The following is a 17,291-nucleotide window of genomic DNA, read 5'->3' as shown; positions in this document are numbered from 1 at the left end:
GACGACCAGGTCGACGTCAACTACAGCGTCGAAGAGCAGGCCTCCGGCTCGATCACCGCCAGCGTCGGTTTCGCCCAGAGCGCCGGCCTGATCCTGGGTGGTTCGATCAGCCAGAGCAACTTCCTCGGTACCGGTAACAAGGTATCCATCGGCCTGACCCGTTCGGAATACCAGACCAAGTACAACTTCGGCTTCGTCGATCCCTACTTCACCGCCGACGGTGTCAGCCTGGGCTACAACCTGTTCTACAACAGCACCGACTACAGCGATTACTACGACGATGGTGTTTCGTACTATGCAATCAACAGCTACGGCGCCGGGGTCAGCTTTGGCTACCCGATCAACGAAACCTCGCGCCTGACCTACGGCCTGACCCTGCAGCACGACGACATTTCGCCCGGCACCTACAGCGCTGACGAGATCTACGATTTCATCTCCCGCGAAGGCAAGAGCTTCAACAACCTCAAGGCGTCGATCGGTTGGTCGGAATCTACCCTCAACAAAGGCGTACTGGCCACCCGGGGCCACTCGCAGAGCCTGACGCTGATGGCTACCACCCCTGGCAGCGACCTGTCGTTCTACAAGCTCGACTACAACGGCCAGGCTTTCCTGCCGGTGACCAGCAACACCACGCTGCGCCTGCACACCAACCTGGGCTACGGCAACGGCTATGGCTCCACCGACGGCTTGCCGTTCTATGAAAGCTACAACGCCGGTGGGCAGGGGTCGGTACGCGGGTTCAAGGACGGCACCCTCGGCCCGCGCAGCACACCGGCTACCGGGGCCTATTCCAACGCTGGGCAGGCTTACTATTCCGACCGCGACACCGATGTGCTGGGGGGCAATATCCTGATTACCGGCGGTGCCGAGTACCTGTTCCCGCTGCCCTTCGTGAAGGACCAGAGCCAACTGCGCAGCTCGGTGTTCGTCGATGCCGGCAACGTGTATGCCGACACCTGCTACCTGTCCACCACCCAAGGCTGCGGCAGCGTCGACCTGGCGCAGATGGCTGTGTCGCTGGGGGTTGGCGTGACCTGGTACAGCCCGATGGGGCCGCTGAGTTTCAGCCTGGCGGCGCCATTGAAAAAGGCGGATAACGCCGAAACCCAGGTGTTCCAGTTCTCGTTAGGGCAGACCTTCTGATGCTGCTCTTGAAATGAACCGCGCAGCACGGGGGTTGAGCATTACCCGCTTTTACCCCCGCTTTACCCAAGTTGACAGTCACCTTGCCTAAGCTGGCCAGCACTCGAACCCCGCCCAGCAGGACACCCTCATGCCTCCGTTCACACCGTGTTTCCCTACATCACTGCGCGAAAATGAAATACCCGTCGCCCTGCTCGATCTGGTGCAGGAACGCCTGGCCACCCTGCTTGGCCCACGCTTCACGGTGGTACTGGGCGGTAGCGGCAACGGCGATGGTGTCAGTCATTACCACCTGGCAATCCAGCACAACCAGAGCGGGGTTTCCCTGGAGGATTACGGTGACGTCGGTGCCGGTTTCGTCGAGCACCTGCTGCGCATGGGCACCGAGGTGCGGGACATACTCGACTCAGCCACATTCAGCCGTATGGGCAGCGACGACCCTGGCCGACCATTGGTATGGCTCCGCGAGCTGGTCAGCCCCGGGGAAACCATTACAATGCCCGGCCCAACCTGAAATATGTTTTCCCCATGAAATCACTGCTTTACGCCGTAACCTTATTATTTTCCTTTACCCTCCCCGCTCTGGCCAACCCGCCGGCCACCTTCACCGAAGCCAAGGTGGTGGCCAAGCAGAAGGTCTACCTGGACCAGGCCAGCAGTGCCATGGGCGACCTGTACTGCGGTTGCAAATGGACCTGGGTGGGCAAGTCTGGCGGGCGCATCGACGCTGCCTCGTGTGGTTACCAGACACGCAAGCAGCAGAACCGTGCCGAACGCACCGAGTGGGAACACATCGTGCCCGCCCACACCTTCGGCAACCAGCGCCAGTGCTGGAAGAACGGCGGCCGTGAGCACTGCGTGGACAACGACCCGGTGTTCCGCGCCATGGAGGCCGACCTGTTCAACCTTTACCCGGCCGTGGGTGAGGTCAACGGTGACCGCAGCAACTTCAACTACGGCATGGTCACTGGCAATGCCGGCGAATACGGCCAATGCACCACCAAGGTCGATTTCGTCCAGCGCACCGCCGAACCGCGTGACGAAGTCAAAGGCCTGGTGGCCCGCACCACGTTCTACATGTTCGACCGCTACAAGCTGAACATGTCGCGCCAACAGCAACAGCTGCTGATGGCCTGGGACAAGCAACACCCCGTGTCGGCCTGGGAGAAAGAACGCGACCGGCGCATTGCCGCGATCATGGGCCATGCCAACCCGTTCGTAAGCGGCGAACGCAAGTGGACTGCCGGCTACAAGCCGGTTGGCAGCGGCGTGGTACAGGCGGTGCCGGTAAACGCGGCCAAGCCAGAGGCCAAACCAAGCCTGGCCAGCGCCGGTTCGGTCGGCGCCGTGCTTGGCAACCGCAACAGCCACGTCTATCACCTGTCAGTCGGCTGCCCGGGCTACAACCAGGTTACAGCGAAGAACCAGGTTACCTTCGCAAACGAAGGTGAAGCGCAGGCAGCGGGGTATCGCAAGGCAGGCAACTGCCGCTGACCGTTTCAAAGGCTGCGCGGCCCCTGTGGGAGCGGGGGCGCGTCAGCCGTTGACCAGGTTTACCGGCCGCTCACCGGCCAGCGCGCTGAGCAGGTTGTCCACCGCGCAACGCGCCATGGCCTGGCGGGTTTCCTCGGTCGCCGAGCCGATATGCGGGGTCGCTACCACGTTATCCAGCTGCAACAGCGGCGAGTCGATCGGCAGTGGCTCGTGCACGAACACGTCCAGCCCCGCACCGCGGATGCGCCTGGCCCGCAGCGCTTCGATCAGCGCCTGCTCATCCACCACACGCCCGCGTGAGATGTTCACCAGTATTGCGTCAGGCTTCATCAACGCAAGTTCCCGTGCGCCTATCAGGCCTTCGGTGCTGGCGCTCAATGGCACCGTCAGGCAAACGAAGTCTGCCTGCTGCAACAGCTCATCCAGGCTGCACTGGCATGCGGCATAGCGTGCTTCCACCTCGGGCTTGGCACGCTGGCTGTGATACAGCACGCGCATGCCAAAGCCAGCGGCCGCGCGCCGGGCCAGGGCCTCGCCAATGCGGCCCATGCCGACGATGCCTAGCGTCTTGCCATGCACATCACTGCCAAAATGCGCCGGCCCCAGGTTGGCCTGCCAACGGCCGTCACGCACCCAGTTCGCCAGCTCCACCACCCGCCTGGCGGTAGCCAGGATCAAGGCAAAGCCTGTGTCGGCCGTGGTTTCGGTCAACACGTCGGGCGTGTTGGTGAGCATCACACCACGCCTGCTGAGTTCAGCAATGTCGTAGTTGTCCACGCCTACCGAAACGCTCGACACCACTTCCAGTTGCGGGGCAAGGTCGAGCAGGCTGGCATCCAGGCGCAGGCTGGCCCCCAACAACCCGTGCGCCCCCGGTAACGCATCGCGCAGGCGGGCCAGGGCATCGGGCTGGGTGGTGTCCACCCAGGTCACCTCGACGCGATCTTGCAGGCGTGCCATCAAGTCGTCGGACAGGCGTTTATACAGGACGATTCGCTTCTTCATTGCAGGTTTCCTAATGGTTCATGGCCAGACGCGAGCTATCGCGCTTTGCCCGGCCAGAGGTCTGGGAAGTATTGAGCGCAGCGGTAAGCGCCACTGCAGTCAGCAGCGCACCACACATGAACAGGTAAGAGGCGCCGGGCCCGCCCGTAGCCCCATTGAGGTAGCCCACCAGCCACGAGCCGCCAAACGAGCCCAGCGCCCCCATGCTGTTGATCAGCGCCATGGCGCCGCCTGCGACGTTGGCCGGCAGGATCTCGGGCACGATCGCGAAGAACGGGCCATAAGGGGCGTACATGCAGGCACCAGCGACCACCAGCAATGCATACGACAGCCAGAAATGCTCGCTGCCCAAGGCGTAGGAACCATAGAACGCCAACGCGGCAATCAGCAGCGGCGGCCAGACGAAGCGCTTGCGCTTTTGCAGGCGGTCGGACGCCCAGGACACGCCCACCATTGCCAGCACCGCCGCCAGGTAAGGCACCGAGGCCAGCCAGCCGGCCTGCACGATATCGACGTTCGCCGCCTGCTTGAGGATCGACGGCAGCCACAGCACGAAGCCATACACGCCGATGCTCCAGCAGAAGTACTGCAGCGCCAGGATGATCACTTGCGGCGAGCGGAACGCTTCGCGGTAGTTCTTTACAGGCTTGATACCCTGCTGCTCGGCAGCCAGCGCCTGCGCCAGGGCGGCCTTTTCCTGCTCGCTCAGCCAAGCCACCTGGGCCGGGCGGTCATCCACCAGGCGCCACCAGAAGAACGCCCAGATCACGGCAGGCAGGCCTTCGATGATGAACATCCAGCGCCAGTCGTAATGCTTGATCAGGTAACCGGACACCACCGACATCCACAGAATGGTCACCGGGTTGCCCAGCATCAGGAAGGTGTTGGCGCGCGAACGCTCGGCCCGGGTGAACCAATGGCACAGGTACACCAGCATGGCCGGCATGACCGCAGCTTCCACCACCCCGAGCAGGAAGCGGATACCGATCAGCATGTAGACGTTGCTGACCATGCCGGTAAGCGTGGCAAGGCCGCCCCACAGGATCAGGCAGACGAAGATGAGTTTCTTCACGCTGCGCTTTTCAGCGTAGATGGCGCCGGGCACCTGGAAGAAGAAGTAACCGAGAAAGAACAGCGCACCCAACAACGAAGACAGCACCGGGGTGATGTGCAGGTCTTCGGCCATGCCGGAGGCGGCAGCGAAGCCGTAATTGGCGCGGTCCAGGTAGGCCAAGCTGTAGGTAAAGAACACGATCGGGATGATGTACCACCAGCGGCGCGGTGCCAGGCTTTGGCTTTGCATGGTTTGTTGCTCCTGAGCTTGTTTTTTTTGTTGCAACAGGTGATTCGGGTTGGGGCCTTCACGCGCTTCTGCGCAAGTCGTAGGCCTCCAGTTCATGGCGCAGCGGCAGCCCTTCCATGTCGCCACGCGACTGCACGGCACGGCTGCCGCACCAGTTGCCGCGCGCTACCGCCTCGGCTACCGGACGGCCCTCCAGTAGCGCGCTGAGCACACCGACGGCAAAGGCATCACCTGCACCGACGGTGTCCACCACGCGGCTGACTGGCACGGGGGCTACCTGCCCTTCGCCCTTGGCGCTGCGGAAGTAGGCGCCAGCGTCGCCCAGCTTGATCACCACCAGTTCCACCCCTTGGTCCAGGTAGAACGCGGCGATATCGGCCGGGGTGTGCTGACCGGTCAGCAACCGCCCCTCTTCCAGCCCCGGTAAAACCCAGTCGGCCTTGGCCGCCAGGGCATTGATTTCACGCACCATGCTGCTTTGATCGGGCCACAGCGAGGGGCGCAGGTTGGGGTCGAACGATATGCTGCGACCGGCTGCGCGCATTCCGTCCAACAGCGCGTGGGACAGCGCCCGACAGCTGTCCGACAACGCCAGCGGAATACCGGTAGCGTGCACGTGGCGAGCCTGCAGCCAAACGGGGCTCACCATCGCAGCTGACAGCCTGCTGGCCGCCGAACCGCGGCGAAAGTACTCCACTGCCGGGTCGCTGCCATCCTCGCTGCGGGCCTTGAGCTGAAAGCCCGTCGGGTAGTTGGCATCCACCTCGACACCGGAACAGTCCAGGCCTTCGCAGCGCAAACTGTCGAGCACGAAACGGCCCAGCGAATCGTCACCAACCCGGCTCAGCCAGCGCACCTTGAAGCCCAGCCGCGCCAGGCCGATCGCCACGTTGCTGTCGGCGCCGGCGATGCGTTTGCCAAACTGCCCGACACCGGCCAGGTCACCGGCTTGCTCGGCGACGAACATGGCCATGGTTTCGCCGAAACACAGCACGTCATGTTCATGCATGGTCCAGCTCCTGCGCAGCGCCCAGTGCAGAAAGGTGACGCACCTGGGCCCGGGTCAGCGCCAGCAGGTCTTCGCCCACCAGGGGGTACTCGACGGCGCGCACCACGCCCGGCGCGAACTCGGCCATCAGCGCTGCCCACTCCTGCAGGTCCGCAGCCTGCGGCGGTATGGCAACCAGACGGCCATCGGCCCGGCGCTGCACAGCCTTGCAATGCACATAGCGCACCCAACGGCCTAGCTGCCTTGCAGCTTGCCGCGCAGGCTCGCCCTGCCACTGCCAGTTACCGATATCGAACGTCATGCCCAGGCGCAGCCCAAGCGAGTCGACACGCTGGAAAAACTGCAGCATCGGTTCGATCCTGCCACCTTGTGCGGTCTGATCGTTTTCCACCAGCAACAGAGGCCCCTGCGCAGGCAGCAGCGACGCCAGGGCCGTCACATCGCAGTGCTCATCGAAGTGCCCCAAGGAAACCTTCAGCGCCACTGCGCCAAGCGCCCGGGCTATTTCCAGCTTCTGCACCAGCAGCGGGTCGGGCACGCCTTGCGCGGTCCACAGTTCAAGGGGGGTGGAGTACAGGCATTCCAGGCGCAGCGCGGCAATGACCCTGCCCAGCGCAGCTGCGTCCGGTGCGCTGGCGAACAATTCTTCGCGCAATTCGACGCGGCTGACGCCAGCGGCTGCCAGCAGGTCCAGAAACTGCTCCTGGCCACGTTGGCGCACAAAGTCGGCGCCGTAGCTGGAGAGACTGATGGAAACGGGGTTCGCTTGCATTGTTCTTGTCCTTATGAAACCGGTTTCATTTTTGATCAGCAGCAGGCGCAAGCCTGCCGTTTTCTTACTGGGGTTGGGTTGAACCGCGGATGATCAGGTTGGCCTTGAAGTCGATGCGCCGGGCTGCGCCGCTGTCGCCGCGCAAGCGACCGAGCAGGCTTTCGAAGGCCGCCACGCCGATACGCTCGGTGGGCTGGGCCAGTGCGGTGATGCCTTTGCCGACCAAGGGGTACCAGTCGAGGTCGTCGAGGGCGATCAGACCGACATCGGCAACCAGGTTGCGCCCGGCCTCGAGCAGCGCCCGGGTGACCGCCAAGGTGGCAACGCCGTTGAAGGTGAAGATGGCTTGCGGACCATGACCACTGTGGGCAAGAAACGAAGCCAGTTGGCCCTGCAGCCCGGCGCCGATTTCCAGTACCTGCTGACGCATGCCTGGCCGTCGGCTGATCGACGCGCCGAATGCCTGCACCCGCTCCAGGCGTGAACTGGTGCCATCGAGGGGTTCGCTGACCGCCAGGATGTCGCGGTAGCCCTGGGCTTGCAGGTGGTCCAGGGCCTGCTCGACTGCGTCAGCATTGTCCAGGCCGACAAGGTCCACATTCAGCTCGGGCAATTGGCGGTCGACCAGCACCATGGGGATGTCACGCTGCAGGTTGAGCAGCTCGCCGGGGTGGTGGCCGAGCGTGTTCACGATCAGCCCTTCGACGTTGTAGCTCTGCAGGGCCACCAGGTGGTGACGCTCCTGCTCGTCGTCGCGGTTGGTGTTGCACACCACCAGGCTGTAACCATGCTGACGGCAGGCGGTTTCCACGCCGTGCATCACGGCCACTGAATAGGGGTTGAGGATATCGGCCACCAGCATGCCGATCAGTCGCGTCTGGCCGCGCTTTAGGCCGCGAGCCATCTGGTTGGGGCGATAGCCGAGGCGTTCGATGACCTCTTCCAGCCGCTTGGCCGTGGCTTCGGCCAGCAATTGGCGGTCGCCACCGATGTAACGGGAGACGGTGGCTTTGGAAACGCCAGCAACACGCGCCACTTCACTGATGGTGACCCGTTCGCGGGTATGGGCAGGCGCGTCGGTCATGGGTTTTCCTTATGATTGTTTTAATAGTGATGAAACCGGTTTCAATACAGCAAAAATGCGCAGGTTCGTCAACAGGCCGTTGGTCGGGCACGAAGACAGGAAATGTTAAATCGCATTAAGAATATTGCATAGGTCATTGATATTAATAGATTTAGATCTACGGGATCGGGATTAGGGATGGCACAGGCTTCGCCCGTGTTCGCGGGTAAACCCGCTCCTACGGGCGAGGGCGCTGAAAAACACGTCAGCGAAGCGACTTTACATCACCGGCGGTGACGGCACTGCCTTGGTTACCCCAACTGCTGCGAATGAAATTCACCACCTCGGCAACCTCCTGGTCACTCAGGCGCCAGCCGAAAGCCGGCATGGTGAAGTTCGACGGTGCACTGTGCGTTGCCGGTACCGTGCCACCGGCGAGCACCACATGGATCAGCGACGTGGCATCCGCAGTCTGCACCACCGGGTTGCCGGCCAAAGCCGGGAACACGCGGGTGTAGCCCTGCCCGTCGGTGCGGTGGCAGGCCGCGCAGTTGTCGATGTACACCGCCGCCCCAGGCTTGCTGTCGTCACCCGTCCATAGCGCATCGGCTACCTGCTTGTCGTACACATGTGGCTGGTCATCCGGATTACTCGGCGGCAGGGTTTTCAGGTAGCGGGCGATAGCGGTCAAGTCAGCATCACTCATGTGCTGCATGCTGTGCTCGACCACATCGCTCATGCCGCCGAGCACGGCGCTACGATCACTGCGCCCAGTCTTGAGAAACTGCACCAACTGCGCTTCGCTCCAGCTGCCCAGGCCGTCTTTGTGATCACCACGCAGGTTCTTGGCAATCCAGCCTTCCAGCGGTGCGCTGCCGGCCAGAAACTGCTCACCATCGGCCGCACTCAGAGCCTTCTCCTGCATGGTCAGCGCCCGCGGCGTATGACAAGCGCCACAATGCCCAAGGCCCTCGACCAGGTACGCACCGCGGTTCACCACAGGGTCAGCTGTCGCCGATGCCTGCCAGGGCTTGGCCTCTGGTGCGAACACGCCGCGCCAGATTGCCAGTGGCCAGCGCATGCTCAGCGGCCAGGGAATGTCAGAGGCCTTGTTCGCCTGCTCGACAGGCGCCACGCCCTTCATGAAATAGGCGTAGAGCGCCTGCATGTCCTGCTCGCTGACCCGCGCATACGACGGGTATGGCATGGCCGGATAGAGCGTACTGCCGTCCTTGCCGATCCCCCTGCGTACGGCCTGGTCGAAGTCTTCGAAGCTGTACTGGCCAATGCCACTGGCCGCCGGGGTGATGTTGGTGGAGTACACCGTGCCAATCGGCGTTTCCATCGGCAACCCGCCGGCAAAGGGTTTGCCGCCTTTGGCGGTATGGCAGGCCACGCAGTCACCGGCGCGGGCCAGGTACTCGCCCAGGCGTACCTGCGCATCGTCATTCGCTACGGCCTGTGCAGCCGCACCGGCGCCCAGCACCAGGGTGGCGATCAACAGTGTCTTCATGCTCATCGCTCCTCAAGCCTGGACCAACGGACCGGGGTTTTTCAGGTACTGCTCACGGATGGCGCGGGCCGACCAGTACGTGAGCGCAGCCACCAGCCCGGTCGGGTTGTAACCCAGCCCCTGCGGGAACGCCGAAGCCCCCGGAACGAACACGTTGTGTACGTCCCAGCTTTGCAGGTAGCGGTTCAGTGCACTGGTCTTGGGGTCAGTGCCCATGATCGCCCCGCCGTTCAGGTGGGTGGTCTGGTAACTGGTGGTGTTGAAGTGGTCCTTGACCTGCTTGCCCAGCACGGCAATGGCCTTGGGGTTCATCGCCTGGGCGATCTTGCTCAGCTTGTCGACCATGAACTGGTTCATCTTGATGTCGTTTTCCTGCCAGTCGAACGTCATGCGCAGCAGCGGCTGACCGTAGGCATCGCGGTAGGTGGGGTCCAGGTCCAGGTAATTGCCACGGTAGGACTGGTGTGCGCCGTGGGCGTCCATCGACACCTGGTGGGTGTAGTAGTCGGCCGTGGCTTTCTTCCAGGCACTGCCCCAGGCCGGAGTGCCCGGCGGGTTGGAGGTACCGGCAATCGGCCGGCTGCCGGCCTGGTTCACCCACATTGGCGAACCGCCGACGAAGCCGTGCGGGCCATGGTCGAAGTTGTCGGCGTTGAAATCGTCGATGGCAATGCCATTGCCACCCGCACCGATGAAGTTGTTGGTGTGGGTGTCCTTGTCGAAGAACGCCTTCACTGTACCCATGTTCTGATAGGCGAAGTTACGCCCGACCACACCCTCGTTCTTTACCGGGTCGTAAGGTTTGCCAATGCCGGAAAGCAGCATCAGACGCACGTTGTTGAACTGGAAAGCCGCCAGAATCACCAGCTCTGCCGGTTGCTCCACCTCGCGCCCCTGGGCATCGATGTAGGTCACGCCGGTGGCCTTGCGCTTGCTGTCGTCCAGGTTCACCCGCAGCACATGGGCATTGGGCCGCAACTCGAAGTTGGGCACCTGGCGCAGCGCCGGCAGGATATTCACGTTGGGCGAGGCCTTGGAGTACATGTAACACACGTAGCCGCTGCAGAAACCGCAGAAGTTGCAAGGCCCCATCTGCGCCCCGTAGGGGTTGGTGTATGGCCCCGACGTGTTGGCCGACGGCAGGTTGTAGGGTTTATAGCCCAGGCTGGTGGCCGCCTTTTCGAACAGCCTTGCCGATACAACGTTCTTCTGCGCGGGCAGCGGGAACGGGTTGGAACGGTCCGGCGCATAGGGGTTGCCGCCCTTCCCTTCACCGACCACCTGGCCTTTGACGGTCCAGGCCTGGCCTGAAGTGCCAAAGACCTTTTCGGCAAAGTCGAAATAGGGCTCCAGCTCTTCGTAACTGACGCCGAAGTCCTGGATAGTCATGCCTTCGGGAATGAACCTGCGCCCGTAGCGCTCTTCATAGTGGCTGCGCAGGCGCAACTCGACGGGGTCGACCCGGAAGTGCACACCCGACCAGTGCAGGCCCGCGCCCCCCACGCCCTTGCCCGGCAGGAATGCGCCCAGCTGGCGATTGGGCAATGCCACGTCATTCACGCTATGGCGGACAGTGACGGTTTCTTTCGATACATCGACGAACAGCTTCTTGCGCACGCTGTAGGTCAGCTCATCGATCACCTGCGGGTAGCTGCCTTCGGGGTAGGTATCCTGCATCGGCCCCCGCTCCAGGGCTACCACGTGCAGCCCGGCCTCGGTCAGCTCTTTGGCCATGATCGCACCGGCCCAGCCGAAGCCGACGATCACCGCATCCACTTTGTTCAACACCGTCGCCATGCCTCAGGCCCTCTCACCACGGATCGATACAGCCGGGAACGGGTAAGGCTCATTGCGCTCGACCCAGTCCATGAAATCGGCGCGGGCGCCGGGGAAGCCGATCTGAGTCCAGCCGACCATGCCTTTGTTGCCGCCATGAATCGGGTCGCAGAAGAACCCTTCACGCGTGTTTTGCACCAGCAGGCTGAAGAACACCTTGGCCGGAACGGATTCGAAAACCAGCTCTCCTGCCTCCAATTTGCTGAGAATGCGGTCCCGGGTAGCGCTATCTTGCGCAGCAAAAACCTGTCCACCATTGGCCTTGCACCAGCCATCCACGGCAGCGATGCCCAGGCGGTAGATTTGTTGCGGGCTGAGCTGCAGCTGGTAGCCCAGTTCGGGCGGGGCGTCGGCGTTGAACGGCCCTTGCATGTACCACTGTGCGCCAGTCGCGTAGGGGGTATTCATCTGGCGGTCGATGAACTCGGCGGCACCCGCTTCGAGTGCCCCTGGGCCAAGCTCATCGGCCGGGATGATGCGCGACACGGCAGCCTGGACAAAAGCCCACTCCTCGGCGCTGAAGAATGTCGGTCGATAGTCGCCCGCAGGTGGCGTGGCGGGCACGTTCGGTTGCTGTTGCGGGGCCGCAAGCAGCTGGCTGGCGCCTGCGCCAAGGCCCGTGCTGGCCACGGTAACGACAGGGATCAGGGTCAAGGTCTTGCGCAGAAAATCCCTGCGCGGGTTGTCTGGGGCATGCTCAGGCATTGCGAATCCTCATCGGCTGTGGGGCGGCCTTGATAAGCGCCATCTGATTTTCAATTGAGAGGTGATCTTGATAGGCCATCAAGAGACAGCCGAATAATCTAGCGCGTTCAGAAAGGTTTTGAAACCGGTTTCATGCTTTGCCTTCCCTACCTGTACAAAACATCATTTTTTTGACAAGAAACACTTAAAAACAACTTTTAGCGAAACTTCTTACAACGCATTAGGAAGTTTCAATCTGTCTCAAAAATTGATTCCTCGTTAGGCTTCAAACTTTCGCAAATGCTTGCGCCCGGCCGCATGGAAGTAGGTGCACTGCGAGTGTTTGACCTGCCAAGAGACGAGGATCAAGGATGCCCAAAGAGTCCGACCGCACTGGCAAACCAGTGCCCGCCCACCAAAAGCCAATCCTGCTTGAAGACACAAATGAAACCCCACGGCCTCCTGGTGGCGCGGGTCCTGAATACGCAACAGATCTGACCAGCTACCCGGCCGACCCGGACTTTCAGCTACGCGGCGGCTACGACAACCTCATGCTCGACGCGGCAAGCCAGCTGTTCGGCCTGGTCATTCGCCTGCGCACACTGGATGACCTGCCCAACATCCAGTTCGTGCACAAGACCGTGCAAACGCAGATCGGTACTATCCGCGAGGAAATGCGACAGCACGGCTATTGCGCGGTCCATCAGGAAGTCTATTCCTACGCCTTGTGCCTGCACCTGGACGAGGCCGTGATGACCCGCCCCTGGGGCCAGAACTCGTGCTGGAGCCACGAACCGCTGCTGAGCATCTTCCACGACGAAACCCAGGGCGGCGAAAAGATCTTCGTGCTGCTCGAGCGCATCATGCAATCGCCAAAGGAATTCCAGGATGTGCTGGAGTTCCTGTACTTCTGCTTTTGCCTGGGCCTGCAAGGCAAATACGCCCTTGACCCCAAGGGCGATGAAATCCTTCGCGCGTTGATCAGCCGGATGCACAAGGTCATTCGCCAACTGCGTGGCCCCACGCCGGAAACAGTGAGCGACCCCTATAGCAACGTCGTCCATTGCCCCCACCGTATGCGCCGCTGGCAGTGGCCCTGGTGGACCCCGCTGGTCATCTCGGTCATCGCCATGGTCTGCGCCTACAGCTACTACAGCTACCGCCTCGACCTGCTAACCGCCGAAGTCGTCGAATCGCTCAACGCCATTCTGCAGCAGTAACGGGGGACGCCACATGCCCAGCCAATCCGATCTGCGCTTCACTTTCCAGCCGCTGGTTGGCCGTAGCGAGTTTGAGGTGGTGTCGTTCGAACTGGACGAAGCCATCAGCTCCCCGTTCCGACTACAACTGGAGCTGGTCAGTTTCGAAGACGATGTCGACTTCGCCCAGCTCCTCGACAAACCGGTGCTCTTCACCCTCTGGCAGGGTGAGCGCCCGTTGCGCTACGTGCACGGCCTGGTCAGCACCTTCAGCCAGGGAGAAACAGGCTTCGATCGCACCCGTTACCGGGCACTGGTCGAGCCCGTGCTGGCCCGCGCCGGGCTGCGCTCGAACTGGCGCATCTTCCAGCAGAAAACCGTGCCGCAGATTCTCGAGATCATGCTCAAGCGCCAGGGCGTGAATGCCTACGAGCTCAAGTGTCTCGACCCGCATCAGGTGCGCGAATTTTGCGTGCAGGCCGGTGAAACAGACCTCGACTTCATGGCCCGCCTGGCCGCCGAGGAAGGCATTGTCTACCGCTTCGACCACACGCCGAAACAGCACTTGCTAATCATCACTGACCGGCTGCTGGCGCTGGGCCAGATCAGCCGGGGGGCCATCAAGACCGATGATGAGGATGAAGGGTTTCACAATGACGACGTGGGCCCCGATCAGGTGCTGTACCGATCCGTTGGAGGCGGCGATCAGGCCAGGCCTTGCCTGCGGCGCTTGCGTTACAGCGAACAGGTTCGAACAGCGCGGCAGGTGCAACGGGACTACACCTTCACTCACCCACAATACCGTCAGGAACACCAGGCTTACGACAATAGCAACACCCATCAATCGCTGAACTATGAGCGCTTCGACTACCCCGGCCGATACAAGCGTGATGCGGTCGGGGTTCCGTTCACTGCCACCCGCCTCACGGCCCTGCGCCATGATGCACGCATTGCCGAAGTGGAAGGCGACGATGTGCGCCTGCAACCGGGGCTGAGCTTCACCCTCATCGAGCACCCGCGTGAAGACCTCAACGTGCACTGGCGCACGGTCAGCGTGCATCACGAAGGCACCCAGTTCACCAGCCTGCAGGAAGAGGCCGCCGACTCGCAGCAAGGCACCCGCTACAAACAGGAAGCATTGCTGGTTCCCGGCAGGACCGAATGGCGCCCGGCCCCCCTGCCCAAGCCACGCATCGACGGCCCGCACATGGCGACGGTGGTCGGGCCCAAGGGCGAGGAAATCTATTGCGACCAATGGGGCCGGGTGAAAGTGAGCTTTCCTTGGGACCGGGAAAGCGAAAACAACGAGTTCAGCTCCTGCTGGGTGCGCGTGTCGCAAGGTTGGGCGGGGGGCAGCTGGGGTTCGATGGCCATCCCGCGCATCGGCCAGGATGTGATCATCCAGTACGTCAACGCCGACCCGGACCAGCCGATGATCACCGGGCGCACCTATTGCGGTAACCAGTTGCCGCCCTATGACCTGCCCGAGCACAAGACGCGCATGACCATCAAGAGCCAGACCCATAAAGGCGAAGGCTTCAACGAGCTGCGCTTCGAGGATGAACTGGGTCGGCAGGAGGTGTTCATTCATGCCGAGCGGGACCAGAACAACATCGTCAAGCACGACGAAACCACACGCGTGGGTAACGATCGTACCGAACGCGTCGAACGAGACGAGACGATTTCGATCGGTCAGGACCGTCGCGAAGACATTGCCCGTGACGAGTCTGTTGGCATCGGCCAGAACCGGGTACACGAAATCGGCAACGACGACAGCCTGAGCATCGGCCGCAACCACAGGATCACCACAGGCAAGGACCGAATCGAACAGGTAGGGAACCACCGGCAGGACATCACCAAGGCAAACCACACGGTAGAAATCGGCGGCCACCGCGAACAGGTCGTTGCCGGTCACAGCACGTTGCAAACGGGCGAAGCCATCCGGCACACCACCAAGGTTTATGACATCCAGGTCAGCGAAAGCCTGACGATCCGCAGCCCCGCAGGGCTTTTGAGAGTAGACGGCGCCGGTATAACGCTGGACGGCCTGGCGCTGGCCTTCAAAGGGCCTGTCAGCCAGCAGGCTACGGGTAGCAATCGCGTCACTTCAACGTCTGGCGTACCAGCGCCTGGCGAACCCATTTGCCTCAGCTGCCTGCTCAAGGCGATCGCCGACGGCCACACCATCATTCGCATGGAAGGAGCAAGCTGATGCCCAGCCCATTTGTCAGAGCAATGGTCGATGTGCTGCGGGCATCCGATCACTATCGCCTCAGCGCCATCGTGGAAATGGCCAATTTGACACCCAAGGTGCAAGAACAACTGACCGGGCACTACACGGGCCGCTGCTGGCCACTGCTGCAGCAAGCCCAGTTCAGCAACCTGCGGACAGTAGGCCCTTGGTTGTTCGGTTCGCGCCTCGGTTCCGATGTCTCGGCCCAGTACGACTTCCAGTGGCAACTTGAACAAGGTGCTGCTGGCGCCGTGTGCGGCTGGATAGTCAGCGCGCTTCCCGCTGCCCGGCTCGCCGGACACTTGAGCCACGCCAACATCGTCACGGGCACGGACGGCCACTCGTACCTGTTGCGCTTCCACACCGCCGCGGCTCTGCTAGTGCTGGACAGGCACCGTGAGCTGCCTGGGGTTAGCGAATGGCTGGCCCCCATCCATCACTGGTGGGCCCCCGTGGCGCACCCGAGCAAGCGGTTGTGGATGCAGATATCCGGCGGTGATCAGCCTCAATCCACGCACTGTCCGCCAATCACGTTGAACGAAGCGTGTTGGGCCGAACTGGCGGGTGACCCGCTGAGCTTTCAACTTGCCGAGTTGCTCAAGAACGAGCAGTCCTGCCCGTCCTTGCACGCTGCCTGCCACGGCACACGGGTTGGCTTGATTCAGCACTATCTGGATCAGGCGCGCGCACAAGGCCTGGGGCGAGAAGAAGACCTTATCAGCTATGTGCTGATGCTGGCTCGTGGTGGCGAACAGCTCAGTAGCTCGCCAGCCTGGCAGGAGGCGATTGCCGCCACGCGCGAGCAGCAGACATCCCTGATGGACAACGTGCAGCGCTGCCTGCGCACCAAGGACTGAGGCACAACACAACCATGGACTCACTCAGCGAAACCCTCGAACTGTGCAGGCGCATCACCTCCGGCTACCGCCCTGCCCTGCGCAACAGCCCCGTCGCCGACTGCACCCGCCGCTTCGAACTGCTGCCCCTGCGCTACGCCGCCGTCGGCGGCAACCCGGCACAACGTGCCCGCCTGCCCAAATTGCCGGGCTATCTCAGCCCGTTCCAGGAGGTCGGCGAGCTGACCCATTCCAGCTACGCCATCCGCCCTTTGCGCGAGGGCTTTCTCTACCTGCTGATCAAGCGCCATAGCGCGCCGGCCTACGAATGGCACAGCCAGTACCGCGTGGCGCCCAATGGTTCGCTGCTGTACATCAGCGCCGACGCACCGTGGGAGCCCGCCCCCCTCACTGGCAATCTGGATGACATCATCCGCAGCTTCGGCTGGACCATCACCCTCTACGACCTCGACGACATCCAGGAACTGCGTCCGCTTTTTAGCCCTTCCCCACTCACTCCGCGCCTGCTCGACAACTACCGCCTCCTCGAAGACGAATACCGCAACAGCCTGCCCGCCATCGATATCGCCCGCTTCATCCAGCCCTCCGACGCCCCGCCGCAGCCCCATGTGCTCAAGCACGACCAACTGAACTGGGTAGCCGACTTCAAGGCCCAGGACGATGCCGACCTGCAGGCGCTACTGGACCTGCAGCCGTTCAACAACGACCAGATCGTCTCGCCCCACGCCTCACGCCTGGCCCTGGCGCCGCCGGTGAACCAGACCAAACCCCGTGGCGCCGCCATCGTCATCGAAGATGCCATCGGCATTACCCAGGAGCTCAACGCCTGGCGCAATGCCGCCGTCGATGATGTGAAAACGAAATGGCTGGAACGCACCGTTGAACCCGGCGTGGACAACGAGCGCAAGCTTCTGGTCGCGCAGTCGTTCCTGGAAATCGAAAAACTCTACCCACAGATGGTGGCCGAGGAGATCGTCAAGCGCGAAGTCATGGCCGAAAAAGTCCGCAACCAGCTCCACCTGCATCCCGAGATCTACCTGTTCTCCGAACGGGCCAGTCAACAGGCCGATGCCCATGATGAACGCATGAAGCCCCACCTGGCACAGTTCGAGCGCGAGGTCCGCAGCAAAGTCCAGGCCCGCCAGGATGCCGGCGAGTTCCGCAAGCGGTTCGACCAGAA

15 protein-coding genes are annotated in these 17,291 nt (G+C 62.3%); 7 read left to right on the top strand and 8 right to left on the bottom strand.

Annotation, left to right across the window (positions count from 1 at the left end):
* The 3 genes from bamA to ACF8FB_RS26500 form a co-directional block, all read left to right on the top strand.
* Positions 1–1,143: outer membrane protein assembly factor BamA (gene bamA, locus ACF8FB_RS26510; RefSeq protein WP_392512535.1), on the top strand; the 1,143-nt coding region annotated here is incomplete at its 5' end.
* Positions 1,144–1,273: 130 nt separating this feature from the next.
* Positions 1,274–1,657, top strand: a complete 384-nt coding sequence (locus tag ACF8FB_RS26505) for a hypothetical protein (RefSeq protein WP_392512534.1) — start codon at positions 1,274–1,276, stop codon at positions 1,655–1,657.
* A 14-nt stretch (positions 1,658–1,671) separates the two neighbouring features.
* Entirely contained in the window at positions 1,672–2,637 is a 966-nt protein-coding gene (locus ACF8FB_RS26500; RefSeq protein WP_047605231.1) for an endonuclease, read from the top strand.
* Positions 2,638–2,679: 42 nt separating this feature from the next.
* Here ACF8FB_RS26500 and ACF8FB_RS26495 read toward each other — a convergent pair whose 3' ends face one another.
* The 8 genes from ACF8FB_RS26495 to ACF8FB_RS26460 all read right to left on the bottom strand — a co-directional run bounded on the left by ACF8FB_RS26495 (position 2,680) and on the right by ACF8FB_RS26460 (position 11,843).
* On the bottom strand, positions 2,680–3,642 hold the full coding sequence (locus ACF8FB_RS26495) for a D-glycerate dehydrogenase (protein WP_010954249.1): 963 nt from the start codon (positions 3,640–3,642) through the stop codon (positions 2,680–2,682).
* Between the two features lie 10 nt (positions 3,643–3,652).
* Entirely contained in the window at positions 3,653–4,945 is a 1,293-nt protein-coding gene (locus ACF8FB_RS26490) for an MFS transporter (RefSeq protein WP_014861724.1), read from the bottom strand.
* A 58-nt stretch (positions 4,946–5,003) separates the two neighbouring features.
* Positions 5,004–5,954 (bottom strand): sugar kinase, encoded by a 951-nt coding sequence (locus ACF8FB_RS26485; protein ID WP_010954251.1) that lies wholly within the window; start codon positions 5,952–5,954, stop codon positions 5,004–5,006.
* The gene (locus ACF8FB_RS26480) at positions 5,947–6,726 is read right to left on the bottom strand and encodes a sugar phosphate isomerase/epimerase family protein (protein WP_392512530.1); all 780 of its coding nucleotides are present in this window, start codon (positions 6,724–6,726) and stop codon (positions 5,947–5,949) included. Before ACF8FB_RS26480 ends, ACF8FB_RS26485 begins: the two co-directional genes overlap by 8 nt.
* 64 nt (positions 6,727–6,790) lie before the next feature.
* A complete protein-coding gene (gene ptxS / locus ACF8FB_RS26475) occupies positions 6,791–7,810 on the bottom strand; it encodes a transcriptional regulator PtxS (protein WP_010954253.1) in 1,020 nt (339 codons plus the stop codon).
* A 244-nt stretch (positions 7,811–8,054) separates the two neighbouring features.
* Positions 8,055–9,302: a c-type cytochrome gene (locus ACF8FB_RS26470; protein ID WP_392512528.1), complete on the bottom strand. Its 1,248-nt coding sequence runs from the start codon at positions 9,300–9,302 to the stop codon at positions 8,055–8,057.
* A gap of 12 nt (positions 9,303–9,314) precedes the next feature.
* On the bottom strand, positions 9,315–11,099 hold the full coding sequence (locus ACF8FB_RS26465) for a GMC family oxidoreductase (protein WP_392512526.1): 1,785 nt from the start codon (positions 11,097–11,099) through the stop codon (positions 9,315–9,317).
* Positions 11,100–11,102: 3 nt separating this feature from the next.
* Positions 11,103–11,843: a gluconate 2-dehydrogenase subunit 3 family protein gene (locus ACF8FB_RS26460; RefSeq protein ID WP_060489445.1), complete on the bottom strand. Its 741-nt coding sequence runs from the start codon at positions 11,841–11,843 to the stop codon at positions 11,103–11,105.
* A gap of 350 nt (positions 11,844–12,193) precedes the next feature.
* Between ACF8FB_RS26460 and icmH the strand changes: the two genes are divergently transcribed.
* From icmH to ACF8FB_RS26440, 4 genes are all read left to right on the top strand, one after another.
* On the top strand, positions 12,194–13,042 hold the full coding sequence (gene icmH, locus ACF8FB_RS26455; protein ID WP_010954257.1) for a type IVB secretion system protein IcmH/DotU: 849 nt from the start codon (positions 12,194–12,196) through the stop codon (positions 13,040–13,042).
* 13 nt (positions 13,043–13,055) lie between these two features.
* On the top strand, positions 13,056–15,233 hold the full coding sequence (locus tag ACF8FB_RS26450; protein WP_010954258.1) for a type VI secretion system Vgr family protein: 2,178 nt from the start codon (positions 13,056–13,058) through the stop codon (positions 15,231–15,233).
* A complete protein-coding gene (locus tag ACF8FB_RS26445; RefSeq protein WP_392512523.1) occupies positions 15,233–16,111 on the top strand; it encodes a DUF4123 domain-containing protein in 879 nt (292 codons plus the stop codon). The genes ACF8FB_RS26450 and ACF8FB_RS26445 overlap by 1 nt, the downstream gene beginning before the upstream one ends.
* Before the next feature lie 14 nt (positions 16,112–16,125).
* Positions 16,126–17,291 (top strand): T6SS effector BTH_I2691 family protein (locus tag ACF8FB_RS26440; protein ID WP_392512522.1); only part of this gene is annotated, 1,166 nt, incomplete at its 3' end.

This window comes from Pseudomonas sp. yb_2, from assembly GCF_043103905.1.
Taxonomy (GTDB): Bacteria; Pseudomonadota; Gammaproteobacteria; order Pseudomonadales; family Pseudomonadaceae; genus Aquipseudomonas; species Aquipseudomonas alloputida.
Note: the sequence above shows the minus strand (reverse complement) of the source record. Positions and strands in the feature narration are given on the sequence as shown.